Genomic DNA, 15,057 nt, shown 5'->3' with positions numbered 1-15,057 from the left:
TCGCAAGGAATCTCATATACAACAAGGCTCTACTGGTTTTCTCCAATCCCTTCCGGGACTGTTTTCGAGATGTTTTACTATACAATCGCTCTGAACAAGCGAATCGGGTCAGCGCGATAAACAGCGCGTACGCCCGAAAAACAGCCGGAACCAGGCGGAGACAGAGAACACCACGATGGCCACCACCATTCGCGATGTCGCGCGGGCGGCAAGCGTCTCGATAGGGACGGTGTCGCGCGCGCTCAAGAATCAACCCGGCTTGTCCGAAGCGACGCGCGTGCGCGTCGTCGAAGTGGCGCAGCAGCTCGGTTACGACCCGGCGCAATTGCGCACGCGCATTCGCCGCGTGACCTTTCTGCTGCATCGGCAGCACAACAACTTCGCCCTCAGCCCGTTTTTTTCGCATGTGCTGAATGGCTTCGAAGAAGCGTGCCGCGAGCGCCGGCTCGTGCCGTCGGTGCTGAGCGCCGGCCCGACCCAGGACCTCGCGCAGCAGATGCGTCTGCACGCGCCCGACGCCATCGCGGTGGCGGGCTTCGTCGAGCCGGAACTGCTCGCGCATCTGCATTCGCTCGCGCGCCCGACCGTGCTGATCGACCTGCGCGCGCCGGGCTTTCGCTCCGTCAACATCGACAACATGAAAGGCGCCTCGCTCGCGATGCAGCATCTGTTCGCCCAAGGGCGGCGGCGCATCGCGTTCATCGGCGGGTCGCTCGCGCATTACAGCATCGCGCAGCGCGCGCTCGGCTATCGCAAGGCGTATTTCGACGCGGGCCTGCTCTTCGATCCGACGCTCGAAATTATGACGCAGCCGGGCCTGCCCGCCGATCTCGCCGCCGCCGACGCGATGGAACGCCTGATCGCCGACGCCCGCGCGCAATCCAGTCCGCTGCCCGACGCAGTTTTCGCCTATAACGATGCAGCGGCCCTCGCCGCGATGCGCGTCTGTCTCGCGCACGGGCTGCGCGTGCCGGACGATGTCGCGTTCGTCGGTTTCGACGACATTCCGGCCGCCGCGCAGAGCACGCCGCCGCTGTCGACCGTAACCGTCGACAAGGAAGCGCTCGGACGCCGCGGCGTCGAGTTGCTGCTGGAAGATCAATCGAGCCCGCCGAGCCAGGCCGACACGCTCGTCGCCGTCAATTTCGTTCCTCGCGCGAGCTCGGGCACGAAACAGGACATCAGCACGCCATGAACATGACCGCCTCACCTGCCCTCGCGGAAGAAGTGTCAGTGGAACGCGCGATCGATTTCCGCAGCCGCGACTTCCTGCTCTCGCACGTGCGCGACACGCTCGCCTTCTACGCGCCCAATGCGCGCGATCCGTCCGGCGGCTTCTTTCATTTCTTCAAGGACGACGGCAGCGTCTACGACCGCACGACGCGCCATCTCGTCAGCAGCACGCGCTTCGTCTTCAACTACGCGATGGCGTATCGCCATTTCGGCGACGCGCGCTATCAGGACGATGCGCGCCACGCGTTCGAATTTCTGCGCGACGCGCACTGGGACGCCGCCAACGAAGGCTACGACTGGGAAATCGAGTGGTGCGACGGCCAGAAACGCACGCTCGACGGCACGCGCCACTGCTACGGCATGGCCTTCGTGCTGCTCGCATGCGCGCACGCGGCGATGGCGGGCATCGACGAAGCCAGACCGATGATCGACGAAACCTTCGCGCTGATGGACAAGCGCTTCTGGGACGCCGACGCCGGCCTTTACGCCGACGAAGCCACGGCCGACTGGCAGCTTTCGGACTATCGCGGACAGAACGCGAACATGCACGCGACCGAGGCGCTGCTCGCCGCGTATGAGGCAACGGGCCACGTCATCTATCTGGATCGCGCGTCGATCATCGCGGGCAACATCACGCTGCGTCAGGCGAAGCTGTCGAACGGGCTCGTGTGGGAGCATTTTCATCGCGACTGGTCGGTGGACTGGCATTACAACGAATCGGACAGCTCGAACATCTTTCGCCCGTGGGGTTTTCAGCCGGGGCACCAGACCGAATGGGCGAAGCTGCTGCTGATCCTTGAGCGGCATCGCGCGCTGCCGTGGCTCGCGCCGCGCGCGGCCGAACTCTTCGACGCGGGTTTCAACCGCGCGTGGGACAGCCGGCACGGCGGCCTTTATTACGGTTTCGGCCCGGACGACACCATCTGCGACCACGACAAATACTTCTGGGTGCAGGCGGAAAGTTTCGCGGCGGCGGCGCTGCTCGGGGCGCGCACCGGCCGCGAGCGCTTCTGGGATTGCTACGACGAACTCTGGCGCTATAGCTGGGCGCACTTCGTCGATCACGAATACGGCGCGTGGTATCGCATTCTCACGTGCGACAACCGCAAGTACGGCGACGAGAAAAGTCCCGCCGGCAAGACCGACTATCACACCATGGGCGCGTGCTACGAAGTGCTGAACGCGCTCGGCCCGACCTCGACTCAACGGTGACAAGCATGGCAAGCGAGCAAACCACCTTCCCGCAATTCGTCTCCGCCGGCGACATTCTCACCGACATGATCCGCACGGACGTGTCGAGCTGGCTTTCGCGTCCGGGCGGCGCGGGCTGGAACGTCGCGCGCGCGGTGGCGCGGCTCGGCCTGCCGACGGCCTGCGCCGGCTCGCTCGGCACCGACAATTTCTCCGACGATCTGTGGGACGCGAGCGTCGCATCGGGGCTCGACATGCGCTTCATGCAGCGCGTCGAGCGCCCGCCGCTGCTCGCGATCGTCCACAAGACGCAGCCGCCGACCTACTACTTCATGGGCGAAAACGGCGCGGATCTGGCGTTCGATCCGTCGCGGCTGCCGCAAGGCTGGATGGAGCGCGTGAAGTGGGCGCATTTCGGCTGCATCAGCCTCGTGCGTCAGCCGCTCGGCGCGACGCTTGCCGCGCTCGCCCGGCAATTGCGCGATCACGGCGTGAAGATCAGCTTCGATCCGAACTATCGCAATCTGATGGAGCACGGCTACGAGCCGATCCTGCGCAACATGGCGAGCCTCGCCGATCTCATCAAGGTGTCGGATGAGGACCTGCACATGCTCTTCAAGGGCATGCCCGAGGCGGACGCGCTCGCGAAAATCCGCTCGATCAATCCACAAGCCACCGTGCTCGTCACGCGCGGCTCGGGCCAGGCGACGCTCTACGCCGGCGACCAGCAATACAGCGCGCGCCCGCCGAGCGTCGAAGTGGCGGATACGGTCGGCGCGGGCGATGCGTCCATCGGCGGATTGCTCTACAGCCTGATGGCGCGTCACGGCGAGTGGCCCGATCATCTGAAGTTCGCGCTCGCGGCGGGCGCGGCGGCGTGCCGTCACTCAGGCGCGCACTCGCCTTCGCTGGACGAGGTGCAGGCGTTGCTCGCATAAGCGTCGTACGCGTTACATATCCGCGTGCTAGCATGGGTTCGTCCTTGCCTGGAGGCGAATCCATCATGGAAGACACCACCTACACGAAAGGCATCTATACCGCGACGATCGGCGTACGCGCCATCGACGGCGGTCAGTTTCAGGGTCTTGTCTCGCTCGCGCGCGACGACGGCGAAGATGCCGACTCGACGCTCTACGAAGTGGAAGCCGCCTCAAGCAACGAAGAAGAAGCGCTGAACGAAGCGCGCGCGCTCGCGCACCGCATCCTCGGAGAAATCGAACTTTAGCCGGAGGACATCATGCCGGAGCAGATCTTCCTTTACGGCGTCTACGCCATCCACGTGAGGCCGGTCGAACTACAGGGCTCGCGCTGGGACGCGGAGTACGAAATCCGTCATCACGACAAGGCCGTGCAGCCGTGGACGACCGTCGGCGGCGATGACGGTCTCGCCGATAAGGCCGAAGCCGTCGAACTCGCGCATCAGCGCGCGGTGTCGGACATCGAAGCCGGTGCGGGCATTCCGAAGCCGCGCGCGTTTCCCTAAACTTCGTCCGACGAACGCGCGATGCCCGCGTGGATACCGAGCGCGAGCCGCTCGGCCTCGCGACGATCGATCGCTGACGCACGCTCGTAGCCTTCACGCGCGAGCGAGCGCTCGACGTAATCGAACAGCACGCCCTGCGGCTCGATCAGCTTCGCCTTGAACGCGATCTGCAGCGTGCTGGCCGCGAGAATATCGGCGGCGGTGAACTGCTCGCCGAGCAGCCACGGACCTTCTTCCAGCGCGTTTTCGATCGCGTGCTCGACGCGCATCAAATCGCCCCATCCGAAACTCACGGTGTTGCCCTGCGCGCCGGTCATGCGTTCGGCCATCGCGGGTTCGAGACATGAGCCGGTGAAAAACATCCATTGCAGAAAGCGGCCGCGCGACGGATCGGAGAGCGGCACGCCGAGCGCGGTTTCCGGATAGCGGTCCGCGAGATAGAGCAGCACCGCGCCCGATTCCGCCACGCGCACGCTGCCGTCTTCGAGCGCGGGCAGCTTCGACATCGGATTGACGCGGCAAAAGTTCGGATCGTTCTGCGCGCCCGCGCGGATGTTCACGAATTCGAGCTGATACGGCACGCGCATTTCCTCGAGCATCCACAGCGCGCGGAAGGCGCGCGTCTTCGGCCAGTAGAAGAGCTTCATCGGCGTCGTTTTCGTTGTCTTTCGATGCATTCAGGGTAGCCCCAAATCCCCACGAAACGCGGGCCGGTTAGCGTCGGGTTTACGCGTAGACGCGCCTGTCCGAGAAAAATTCCTCTCGTCGATCCCAAAAACCAGGGCTTTGCTTTCCGATGCGAGCGGAATCGAAGCGAGTGCGCAAAAACTTTCCGCATTTGTCGGCAAAGAATGTCGCATTGCCCCGCATATCAAAAAAGACTCTGGAGATTTCATGAACGCGCGCGTCCCCGCCGATGCATTTTTTCCTCCCGCGCTGTCGGATTACCAGCTCAGCGACAACCTGAGCGCCACCAAGGGCCGCATTTTCCTCACCGGTACGCAGGCGCTCGTGCGCCTCGTGTTGATGCAGCGCGAACGCGACCGCGCCGCGAACCTGAACACCGCCGGTTTCGTCAGCGGCTATCGCGGCTCGCCGCTCGGCATGGTCGATCAGCAATTGTGGAAGGCGAAGAAACTGCTCGCCTCGCACGACGTGCGCTTTCTGCCCGCGATCAACGAGGAACTCGGCGGCACCGCCGTGCTCGGCACGCAGCGCGTGGAGTCGGATGAAGAACGCACCGTCGATGGCGTGTTCGCGATGTGGTACGGCAAAGGCCCGGGCGTCGATCGCGCGGGCGACGCGCTCAAACACGGCAACGCGTACGGCTCGTCGCCGCATGGCGGCGTGCTCGTCGTGGCAGGCGATGACCACGGCTGCGTGTCCTCGTCGATGCCGCATCAGAGCGACCAGACGATGATCTCGTGGCACATGCCGGTGGTGAATCCGTCGAACGTCGCGGACATGCTGGAGTTCGGCCTCTACGGCTGGGCGCTGTCGCGTTTCTCGGGCGCGTGGATCGGCTTCAAGGCAATTTCGGAGACGGTCGAATCCGGCTCGACCGTCGATCTCGACGCGATCCGCACCGACTGGCAGGCGCCCGCCGATTTCACGCCGCCGCCGGGCGGCCTCCACAACCGCTGGCCCGATCTGCCGAGCCTGACGATCGAAGCGCGCCTCGCCGCGAAGATCGACGCCGTGCGTCACTTCGCGCGCGCGAACAGCATCGACAAGTGGATCGCGCCGAGCCCGCGCGCGAACGTGGGCATCGTGACGTGCGGCAAGGCGCACCTCGATCTGATGGAAGCGCTGCGCCGCCTCGAACTCACCGTCGACGATCTCGACGCCGCTGGCGTGCGTATCTACAAGGTCGGGCTGTCGTATCCGCTGGAAACGACGCGGCTGGAAACCTTCGTCGAAGGTTTGAGCGAAGTGCTCGTGATCGAGGAGAAAGGACCGGTCATCGAGCAGCAGATCAAGGATCACCTGTACAACCGCGTCGACGGCGCGCGGCCGGTCGTGATCGGCAAGAACGCGCGCGATGGCGCGCAGCTTCTGAGCGCGCTCGGCGAACTTCGTCCGTCGCGCGTGCTGCCGGTGTTCGCGCAATGGCTCGCGCGTCACAAGCCCGCGCTGGATCGCCGCGACAAGGTCGTCGATCTGGTCGCGCCGCAAATCCTCTCGAATGTCGCCGACGCGGTGAAGCGCACGCCCTACTTCTGCTCGGGCTGCCCGCACAACACGTCGACGAAGGTGCCGGAAGGATCGGTTGCGCAGGCGGGCATCGGCTGTCACTTCATGGCGTCGTGGATGGAGCGCGACACGACCGGTCTGATCCAGATGGGCGGCGAAGGTGTCGACTGGGCGTCGCATTCGATGTTCACGAAAACGCCGCACGTCTTCCAGAATCTCGGCGACGGCACGTACTTCCATTCGGGCATTCTCGCGATTCGCCAGGCCGTGGCCGCGAAAACGAACATCACGTACAAGATTCTCTATAACGACGCCGTCGCGATGACGGGCGGCCAGCCCGTCGACGGCAGCATTTCGGTGCCGCAGATCGCGCGGCAGGTCGAAGCGGAAGGCATCGCGCTGCTCGTCGTCGTCAGCGACGAACCCGAGAAGTATCAAGGTCACGAAGACCAGTTTCCGCGCGGCACGGCGTTCCATCATCGCGGCGAACTGGACGACGTGCAGCGCCGTCTGCGCGACACGCCGGGCGTCACCGTGCTGATCTACGATCAGACCTGCGCCGCCGAAAAGCGCCGCCGCCGCAAGAAAGGCGAGTTTCCCGATCCGGACAAGCGTCTCTTCATCAACGAAGCTGTCTGCGAAGGCTGCGGCGATTGCGGCGTGCAGTCGAACTGCCTTTCCGTCGAGCCGGTCGAAACGGAGCTGGGCCGCAAGCGCCGCATCGATCAGTCTTCGTGCAACAAGGACTATTCGTGCGTGAACGGCTTCTGCCCGAGCTTCGTCACGGTCGAAGGCGCGAAGCTGAAGAAGGCCGAAGGCCACGCGTTCGATCCGGCCGAGCTCGCGCGCCGCGTCGATGCGCTTCCGCTGCCGCCGTGCCATCTCGACCAGGCGCCGTACGACATTCTCGTGACGGGCGTCGGCGGCACGGGCGTCGTGACGGTCGGCGCGCTCATCAGCATGGCGGCGCATCTGGAAGGCAAGAGCGCGTCGGTGCTCGATTTCATGGGCTTCGCGCAGAAAGGCGGCTCGGTGCTGTCGTTCGTGCGCTTCGCCGCGACCGACGCGCTGTTGAATCAGGTGCGCATCGACACGCAGCAAGCCGATCTGCTGCTCGCGTGCGACATGGTCGTCGGCGCGAGTCCGGAGGCGTTGCAGACGGTGCGGCACGATCGCACGAAGATCGTCGTCAACACGCACGCGATTCCGAACGCGAGCTTCGTGCAGAACCCCGAAGCGAATCTTCACGCGGATGCGCTGCTCGACAAGATGCGTCACGCCGCCGGCCCCGACGCGCGCGATGCCATGCGCAGTTGCGACGCGCAGGCGCTCGCGCAGCGCTTTCTCGGCGACACCATCGGCGCGAACATCCTGATGCTCGGCTTCGCGTGGCAGCTTGGGCTCGTGCCGCTGTCGCTCGCGGCGTTGATGCGCGCGATCGAGCTGAACAATGTCGCGATCGCGGCGAACAAGCTGGCGTTTTCGATCGGCCGTCTCGCGGCGTCGGACATGGCCGCGCTCGAAGCGCTGACGGCGCAAGTGCTGGCGAAACGGGTCGTGATGGACCGGATGTCGTTGCCCGAGCTGATCCGCGATCGCGAGGAACGTCTGCTTGCCTATGGCGGTTCGAAGTATGTCGCGCGCTATCGCAAGCTGGTGAACGCGGCGGCTGGCAACGAAGCCATCGCGCGGGCCATCGCGGTTTCGTTCTACAAGCTGCTCGCGGTGAAGGACGAATACGAAGTCGCGCGCCTGCACGCGGACCCGGCCTTCCGCGCCGCGCTCGGCGCGCAGTTCGAAGGCACGGCGGGTGAAAGCTATAAGGTGAAGTTCAACCTCGCGCCGCCGGCCTTATCCCATTCGACCAACGGCGGCGCGCCGAAGAAGAAGGTATTCGGCCAGTGGATGTGGCCGGTGTTCGGCGGCCTCGCGAAAATGCGCGCGCTGCGCGGCACCGCGCTCGATGTCTTCGGCCGGACGCTCGAACGACGCATGGAACGCCAGCTCGCCGACGACTTCGAAATCACGATGACGCGCGCTTTGTCTCGCGTGAGTGCCGACAACGCAAAGGACACGCAAGCGCTCGCCGCGCTGTTCGAGAAGGTGCGCGGCTACGGTCACGTGAAGCTCGCGAACGTCGCGATGGTCAAGCGCAGCGAACGCGACATCGCCGCGCGCATCGGCATCGAGGCGGCGACGGGCGATGCGGTACGCGCCGCCATCGACACGATGAAGGGCGCATCGTCGCTCAAGGGGATACCAGTCGTCGTGGCGAAATAGTTATTCGATGTCGTCGTCGGGCAACCAGTCGATGTCGCCGCACAGCACGCAGCGCTTGCCTTGCGCGCGCGTCTCCACGGAGAGCGTGACGCATGGCATCGCTTCGTTGATCGACAGATACGGCTTCGTCACATGCACGCGCTCGGGGTCGCCCAGCGCCGCGCGGAAGTACGGGCGGCGCAGCCAGTTCGCGCCCTGTGCGTCCATGAGCGGCAGAAAGCGCGCCTCGTGCGCGGCGCGGTCGGCGCGCAGCACGACGTTGCGGCCCGCCTGCCTGCCGTTCTGATCGAGCAGGAAACAGCGCGCGGCGTTATCGAGCGCGAGGAAATTCCAGCACACTTCTTCGAGCGGCTCGCCCGCCGCGAGCCGCTCGGCCGCGCGCTCGAACGCGCGGATATACGGCTGCAGCCGCGTCGCGACGCGCCGCTCGCGCGCTTCGGTCTGCAGGCGGTAACGCTCGGTCAGCTCACCGATGACCGTCTGCGCGTGCGCGCCGTCCGCCAGCCCCGGATGCGGCCGCGCGAAGAAAAAGCCCTGTACGAAATCCGCGCCGCTCGCGAGCGCGAGTTGCGCTTCGTGCTCGGTCTCGACGCCTTCGATCAGCACGAGCTTGCCCGCTTCGTGCAGCAGCGACACGATGCCCGACAGCACTGCCTCCATGTTCTGCCGCTGCTTGAGCGAGCGCGCCGACAGCGGCGCGTGCACGTTGTGGCCGGCGTGCGAGAGCATCACGCGATCGAGCTTGACGATATCCGGATCGAGTTGCCAGATCCGTTCGATGTTCGTGTGCCCCGCGCCGAAATCGTCGAGCGCGATGAAAAAGCCGTGATCGCGGAACTGCTGCACCGCGAGCGCGAGCCGCTCGATATCTTCCGCGCTCTGCTCGAGCACTTCGAGCACGACGCGGCGCGGCTCGATGTTGAGACGCTTGAGATTCGCGAGCAGCGCGGCCGCGTGATACGGCTCGGTCAGCGCGCCGGGATGAACGTTGAGAAAAAGCCATTCCGTTTGCGCGCCGAGCATCTTGAAGTTCTCGAGATGCAGCGCCTGCGCGAGGCGGTCGATCTGCAACGCTTCGCCGACGCGCGATGCCTGCCCGAACACATCGAGCGGCGACACCGGGCGATCGAGCGCGTCGTGCGCGCGCAGCAAACCCTCGTAGCCGACCGCGCGCATGTGCGACAGGCTGAACACCGGCTGAAAGACGCTCGACAGCGTCCAGTCGCCGTGCTCGACCGAATAGCGGTCGAACCCCGACGTCACGCCGAGTTCAAAACTGCGTGCGGAAATCGTCGCTTTCTCGGGATTCGCGATCACCATGACGATGCCCCCGTCTGAACTTTCCCCTTGCCCTGCGGACCCGCGCCGGATCGGTCCCATACCATTTTCATAACAGCCCTCGATGATCTCGCCGGGAGTCTGGATGTCCCGTAGCTTTCGCTAAAGCAAGCTCCATGCGCACGACGTGGCACGATTCGTCGATGGTTTGCCCGTGGCGTGCACCGTGGGCAGGCGATCTTCTGTGCAATATGCACCTTAGCGGTGCGTTTATTTTCGCTGGATCCTGTAACGACCCCAGCTAACGCGGCCGCTGCCCGCATCCCACGCAAGGGCTAAACTTTCGGCTCGTCACAGCGCGCTCACACATGGAAATCGTCTTTACCGTCCTCATTCTGCTACTGGCCGTGGCGCTCTCGGGATTCGGCCTGAGCCTGCTGCCGATCAAACTGCCGCTGCCGCTCATCCAGATCGCGCTCGGCGCGTGCCTCGCCTGGCCAGGCTTCGCACTGCATGTCACCTTCGATCCCGAACTCTTCATGCTCCTGTTCATTCCGCCGCTGCTGTTCGCGGACGGCTGGCGCATTCCGAAGCGCGAGCTCTACATGCAGCGCCGCGCGATCCTGATGCTCGCGCTCGGGCTCGTGTTCATCACCGTCGGCGTGCTCGGCTATTTCCTGCACGCGATGATCCCGACGATGCCGCTGCCCGTCGCGTTTGCGCTCGCCGCCGTGCTCTCGCCGACCGACGCCGTCGCGCTCACGGGCATCGCCGGGCGCAACCGCATTCCGGCGGGCCTGATGCACATTCTCGAAGGCGAGGCGCTCATGAACGACGCGTCGGGCCTCGTCGCGCTGAAGTTCGCGATCGCCGCCGCGCTGACGGGCGTGTTCTCGCTGCGCGACGCGACGATCAGCTTCTTCATCATCGCGGCAGGCGGGATCGTGATCGGCGCGGCGATCAGTTGGGCCGTCACCGAGATCCCGTCGCGTCTCCTGCGATTCTCCGAGGACGACGACCCCGCCGCCGGCGTGATCCTCACGATCCTGATTCCGTTCGCGGCCTACGTGATGGCCGAGCATGTCGGCTGCTCGGGCATTCTGGCGGCTGTGTCGGCGGGCATGATGATGAACATTCAAAGCCTGCGAGAAGGCATTCCGAGCGCGGTGCGCGTACGCATGACGAGCACCTGGACGATGATCGAATTCGTCTTCAACGGCATGGTCTTCATCCTGCTCGGGCTGCAGTTTCCGCACATCATCGGGCAGGCGCTGATCGAGGCGCATCACGACGGCAATGAGCAAGTCGGCCTGTTGATCGGCTATGTGCTCGCGACGCTGGTCGCGCTCTATTCGCTGCGTTTCGTATGGGTGTATTCGCTGCGCTGGGTCGCGGCGCGCAAGACCGCGAAACAGGGCCTCGACAGCGCCGCGCCCGGCGTTCGCACGCTCGCGCTGACGACGATCGGCGGGGTGCGCGGCGCCGTGACGCTCGCGGGCGTGCTGTCATTGCCCGTGATGCTCCCGGGGCGCGATCTGGCGATTTTCATCGCATCGGCGGTGATTCTGGTGTCGCTGCTGATCGCGGTCGTCGGCTTGCCGCTGATGCTGCGCGGCATCGAACGCGAGCGCAATCCGCACGCGACGGAAGAACGCATGGCGCGCCGCCGCGCGGCGCAGGCGGCGATTCGCGCGATCGACGAAACGCACGACGTGCTGATCGAGCAGATGGACGAAGCCGGCTCCGCGCGCTGCGCCGATTCGACCGCGCGCGTGATGGGCATGTACCGGCGCCGTCTGGAATCGCTCGGCGACGAAGAAGCGCCGCGCGTGGCGGCAAAGAAGAGCGAGATGGTGGAGACGCGGCTGAAGATGGCGGCGCTCAGGGCCGAACGCGCGGAGTTGCTGAGACTGCGCACGCTGCAGCACATCAACGACGAGACGTTGAACAAGCTGATGCGGGAGATCGATTTGTCGGAGACGGCGATCGTGAACCGGAAGCGCGGGACGGGCGGATAATGCACGCGCGCCATCAGGCGCGCGTGATGTCAGGCATCAGACCACGTCCGACCCACGCCGCCGCAGCAACGCATAAAAAATGATCGCGCCGAAGGTCGCCGTCCCGATGCCGCCGAGCGCGAAGCCGCCGAGCTTCAGCGTGAAATCCCCGGTACCGAGCACGAGCGTCACCGCCGCGACGATCAGATTGCGGTTGTCCGAAAAATCCACCTTGTTGACGACCCAGATCCGCGCGCCCGTCACCGCGATCAGGCCGAACACGACGATCGACACGCCGCCCAGCACCGGCCCAGGAATGGTCTGGATCAGCGCGCCGAACTTCGGCGAGAACCCGAGCACGATCGCGAACAGCGCCGCGACCACGAACACGAGCGTCGAATAGATCTTGGTGACGGCCATCACGCCGATGTTCTCGGCATACGTCGTCACGCCCGTGCCGCCCGCGAAGCCCGACGCGATCGTCGCCAGCCCATCGCCGATGAACGCGCGGCCGATGTACTTGTCGAGACTCCTGCCCGTCATCGCGCCGACGGCCTTGATGTGCCCGAGATTCTCCGCGACGAGAATGATCGCGACCGGCGCGATCAGCGTCATCGCCTGCGCCTGGAACACGGGCGCGGTGAAATGCGGCATGCCGAACCACGCGGCGTTCGCGACGATCGCAAAGTCCACCGGCTTGCCCATGCCCATGCCGTTGGTCAGCACGGCGTAGATGAGGTACGCGATCGCGAGGCCGATCAGAATCAGCAGCCGCTGCGCCATGCCGCGCGCGAACACCGCGACGCCGCCCACGCACAGCACGGTGACGAGCGCCATCCACGATTCGAAGCTGCTGCCCATCACGCCCTTCACGGCGATCGGCGCGAGATTCAGCCCGATCACGCAGACGATCGCGCCCGTCACGACCGGCGGCATCAGCGTTTCGATCCACTTCGTGCCGACTGCCGCGACGATCACGCCGATGATCGCGTAAGCCACGCCGCACGCGATGATCCCGCCGAGCGCGACGCCGATGTTCAAGTTCGGACCGTGTCCGCCGTAGCCCGTCACCGCGATCACGAGACCGATGAACGCAAAGCTCGAACCGAGATAGCTCGGCACGCGCCCGCCGACCAGCACGAAGAACAGCAGCGTGCCGATGCCCGACATGAAAATGCACAGATTGGGATCGAAGCCCATCAGGAGCGGGGCGAGCACGGTCGAGCCGAACATCGCGACGACGTGCTGAATGCCCATCGCGATCATCTGCGGCCAGGGCAGACGCTCGTCGGGGGCGACGACGCGCCCCGCTTCGGCATCCGCCTGGACCGGCCAGCGCGGGAAATAGGAATCGGACATCTGCGGGGCTCCTTCTCGGCGGTGAGGCGCCGTCCGTGCGGCGCGCTTGTTGGAAAAACAGGCGCGAGTGTACGGAGCGGACCCTCGAGTGGCAAGCGAGCCGATATTACGACCGTTTCGCCAACCGCCGCCCGAACCGTGCGCGCTTTTCAGGCGCCACGATCCAGTTCGAAGACCGCAACGGCGCCCTTCAACTGCTCGGCCTGATCGGCCATCGCACCCGCCGCGGCCGCCGCCTGTTCGACCAGCGCCGCGTTCTGCTGCGTGACCTGATCCATCTGCGCGACGGCGCGATTCACCTGCTCGATGCCCGTGCTCTGCTCGTGCGACGCCGACGAGATCTGCGCCATGATGTCCGTCACGCGCTGCACGGCGTGCGTGACTTCGGCCATCGTCGCGCCGGCGCGTTCGGCGAGCGCCGCGCCGCTGTCGACGCGCGCCGTCGATGCCTCGATCAGCTCCTTGATCTCCTTCGCCGACATCGCGCTGCGCTGCGCGAGCGAGCGCACTTCGCCTGCGACCACCGCGAAGCCGCGGCCTTCCTCGCCCGCGCGCGCCGCTTCCACGGCGGCGTTCAGCGCGAGGATATTGGTCTGGAACGCGATGCCCTCGATCACGGCGATGATGTCCGTCATGCGCTTGGAGCCCGACGCCAGTTCGCGCATGTTGTCGACCACCTCGCCGACGAGCTCGCTGCCACGCGCCGACACATCCGACGCACCGCGCGCGAGGCCGCTTGCTTCGTCCGCGTTGCTCGCGTTCTGGCGCACGGTCTGCGTGAGCTGCTCCATGCTCGACGCGGTTTCCTCCAGCGACGCGGCCTGCTCTTCGGTGCGCTGGGACAGATCGGTGTTGCCCTGCGCGATTTCCCGCGACGCGAACAGAATCGATTCGCTGGAATGGCGAATCCCGCCGACGATATCCGCCAGCTTCGTGCTCATGTTGCCGAGGCTCGCGAGCATGCTGGTGTCGTCGCCGGGGCGCGTGGCGACGCGCGTCGTCAGGTCGCCGCGCGCGATGCGGTCGGCGATATCGGCGGCATAGGCCGGCTCGCCGCCCAGTTGCGCGGCGAGACGCCGTCCGATCAGCGCCGCGAGCAGCGCGCCCGCGACCATCGCGCCGAACACGAGCGCGAGCATGACGACGCGCATCGTTTCATATTCCGATGCCGCGTCGTGGCGCGCGTCGGTCGCGCGTTTCCTCTTGAAGTCGGCGAGACGCTCGAGCGAATCGCGCGCCTTCTCGCTCGCGGCGATCGCGCGCGCGATGAGTCCCATCTGGTCGACGTCGATCGGCATCGGCTTTTTGCCCATCTGCATCAGCACGATGTCTTCCCATGCGGCGACGGACTTGCTCGCCGTGTCGTAGAGCGCGATGCCCTCGGCGGAGCGCATCGTCGGGCGCAAATGCTCGAACGCGCGGTGCATGCTGTCGAGCGAAGCCGACATGCCTTCCTTCAGCTTGTCCTTGCCGGAATCGTCGGCGAAAGTCAGGTTGGCGGCGGCGAGATCCGTGTTGAGCTTGTGCTTGTTGGCTTCCTCGACCCAGTACAGGCCGTCCATGTGACGATCGCCGATTTCCTCGATCAGTCCGTTCATTTTCGCGAGCGATACCACGCCGGTGACGCCCACGCACGCGGTGAACAGAATCACGACCGCGAAAGACAGCAACAGCTTGCTGAGCACGGACAGGCGGTCAAACCATTTCATCGATGTCTCCTCTGTCGCGCCCCGCAGACGACGTCCGCGGCCGGCGCAGCGCAAACCGCGGTTCGCGCACAGAGTGGCATTACGGCGCTCGGCTCGATTTTCTTGAGCGCGTATGAGCGGGATAACGACTTGAGAATGGACGCCGGAATATCGGCGAAAGGTCTATGAATAGCAGCCGAAAGAAATCGGCAGATCGCTGCTAGAAAGCAGAAAAACTAGGTGAATTCTTAATTGGGAGTTTTCTTATTTGGACAGGCAACGCTGGAACGTATGCTTTCCATGTGCGTGTTCCATGTTCGCGCATGTAGTCGTTGCAACTCTCCGATTACCGCCC

The 15,057-nt window shown here is 65.2% G+C and carries 11 protein-coding genes; 7 read left to right on the top strand and 4 right to left on the bottom strand.

Features of this window, described 5'->3' with window-relative positions:
• Nucleotides 1-175: 175 nt before the first annotated feature.
• The 5 genes from NK8_RS00335 to NK8_RS00315 all read left to right on the top strand — a co-directional run bounded on the left by NK8_RS00335 (nt 176) and on the right by NK8_RS00315 (nt 3,907).
• Nucleotides 176-1,195: a LacI family DNA-binding transcriptional regulator gene (locus NK8_RS00335; protein WP_162064649.1), complete on the top strand. Its 1,020-nt coding sequence runs from the start codon at nt 176-178 to the stop codon at nt 1,193-1,195.
• A complete protein-coding gene (locus NK8_RS00330; RefSeq protein ID WP_162064648.1) occupies nt 1,192-2,445 on the top strand; it encodes an AGE family epimerase/isomerase in 1,254 nt (417 codons plus the stop codon). The genes NK8_RS00335 and NK8_RS00330 overlap by 4 nt, the downstream gene beginning before the upstream one ends.
• 5 nt (nt 2,446-2,450) lie before the next feature.
• A complete protein-coding gene (locus tag NK8_RS00325; RefSeq protein ID WP_213226795.1) occupies nt 2,451-3,362 on the top strand; it encodes a carbohydrate kinase in 912 nt (303 codons plus the stop codon).
• Nucleotides 3,363-3,427: 65 nt separating this feature from the next.
• Nucleotides 3,428-3,649, top strand: a complete 222-nt coding sequence (locus NK8_RS00320; protein ID WP_162064646.1) for a hypothetical protein — start codon at nt 3,428-3,430, stop codon at nt 3,647-3,649.
• 12 nt (nt 3,650-3,661) lie between these two features.
• Nucleotides 3,662-3,907 carry a hypothetical protein gene (locus NK8_RS00315; protein WP_014190139.1) on the top strand — a complete coding sequence of 82 codons (246 nt, stop codon included), beginning with the start codon at nt 3,662-3,664 and terminating at the stop codon, nt 3,905-3,907.
• Here NK8_RS00315 and NK8_RS00310 read toward each other — a convergent pair.
• Complete coding sequence (locus NK8_RS00310; RefSeq protein ID WP_213226794.1) at nt 3,904-4,554, bottom strand: glutathione S-transferase family protein; 651 nt, start codon at nt 4,552-4,554, stop codon at nt 3,904-3,906. The two genes, NK8_RS00315 and NK8_RS00310, sit on opposite strands and share 4 nt — an antisense overlap.
• A 247-nt stretch (nt 4,555-4,801) precedes the next feature.
• Between NK8_RS00310 and NK8_RS00305 the strand changes: the two genes are divergently transcribed.
• The gene (locus NK8_RS00305; RefSeq protein ID WP_213226793.1) at nt 4,802-8,380 is read left to right on the top strand and encodes an indolepyruvate ferredoxin oxidoreductase family protein; all 3,579 of its coding nucleotides are present in this window, start codon (nt 4,802-4,804) and stop codon (nt 8,378-8,380) included.
• Here NK8_RS00305 and NK8_RS00300 read toward each other — a convergent pair whose 3' ends face one another.
• Nucleotides 8,381-9,700, bottom strand: a complete 1,320-nt coding sequence (locus NK8_RS00300; protein WP_213226792.1) for an EAL domain-containing protein — start codon at nt 9,698-9,700, stop codon at nt 8,381-8,383. It abuts the gene before it with no gap.
• A 326-nt stretch (nt 9,701-10,026) separates the two neighbouring features.
• Between NK8_RS00300 and NK8_RS00295 the strand changes: the two genes are divergently transcribed.
• The gene (locus tag NK8_RS00295; protein ID WP_162064642.1) at nt 10,027-11,676 is read left to right on the top strand and encodes a Na+/H+ antiporter; all 1,650 of its coding nucleotides are present in this window, start codon (nt 10,027-10,029) and stop codon (nt 11,674-11,676) included.
• Between the two features lie 36 nt (nt 11,677-11,712).
• Here NK8_RS00295 and NK8_RS00290 read toward each other — a convergent pair whose 3' ends face one another.
• Both NK8_RS00290 and NK8_RS00285 read right to left on the bottom strand, forming a co-directional pair.
• Nucleotides 11,713-13,014, bottom strand: a complete 1,302-nt coding sequence (locus tag NK8_RS00290; protein ID WP_162064641.1) for a solute carrier family 23 protein — start codon at nt 13,012-13,014, stop codon at nt 11,713-11,715.
• Between the two features lie 149 nt (nt 13,015-13,163).
• Nucleotides 13,164-14,723, bottom strand: coding sequence for a methyl-accepting chemotaxis protein (locus NK8_RS00285; protein ID WP_213226791.1), 1,560 nt, complete (start codon nt 14,721-14,723; stop codon nt 13,164-13,166).
• Nucleotides 14,724-15,057: the final 334 nt, after the last annotated feature.

Origin of the sequence: Caballeronia sp. NK8, from assembly GCF_018408855.1 — a bacterium.
In the GTDB taxonomy this organism is placed as follows: Bacteria; Pseudomonadota; Gammaproteobacteria; order Burkholderiales; family Burkholderiaceae; genus Caballeronia.
Note: the sequence above shows the minus strand (reverse complement) of the source record. Positions and strands in the feature narration are given on the sequence as shown.

Bases quoted from the DNA above. Each gene is read 5' to 3' on its own strand.
- NK8_RS00320 (WP_162064646.1), top strand. From the start codon at position 3,428: ATGGAAGACACCACCTACACGAAAGGCATCTATACCGCGACGATCGGC.
- NK8_RS00310 (WP_213226794.1), bottom strand. From the start codon at position 4,554: ATGAAGCTCTTCTACTGGCCGAAGACGCGCGCCTTCCGCGCGCTGTGG.
- NK8_RS00295 (WP_162064642.1), top strand. From the start codon at position 10,027: ATGGAAATCGTCTTTACCGTCCTCATTCTGCTACTGGCCGTGGCGCTC.
- NK8_RS00315 (WP_014190139.1), top strand. From the start codon at position 3,662: ATGCCGGAGCAGATCTTCCTTTACGGCGTCTACGCCATCCACGTGAGG.
- NK8_RS00300 (WP_213226792.1), bottom strand. From the start codon at position 9,700: ATGGTGATCGCGAATCCCGAGAAAGCGACGATTTCCGCACGCAGTTTT.
- NK8_RS00330 (WP_162064648.1), top strand. From the start codon at position 1,192: ATGAACATGACCGCCTCACCTGCCCTCGCGGAAGAAGTGTCAGTGGAA.
- NK8_RS00285 (WP_213226791.1), bottom strand. From the start codon at position 14,723: ATGAAATGGTTTGACCGCCTGTCCGTGCTCAGCAAGCTGTTGCTGTCT.
- NK8_RS00335 (WP_162064649.1), top strand. From the start codon at position 176: ATGGCCACCACCATTCGCGATGTCGCGCGGGCGGCAAGCGTCTCGATA.
- NK8_RS00305 (WP_213226793.1), top strand. From the start codon at position 4,802: ATGAACGCGCGCGTCCCCGCCGATGCATTTTTTCCTCCCGCGCTGTCG.
- NK8_RS00290 (WP_162064641.1), bottom strand. From the start codon at position 13,014: ATGTCCGATTCCTATTTCCCGCGCTGGCCGGTCCAGGCGGATGCCGAA.
- NK8_RS00325 (WP_213226795.1), top strand. From the start codon at position 2,451: ATGGCAAGCGAGCAAACCACCTTCCCGCAATTCGTCTCCGCCGGCGAC.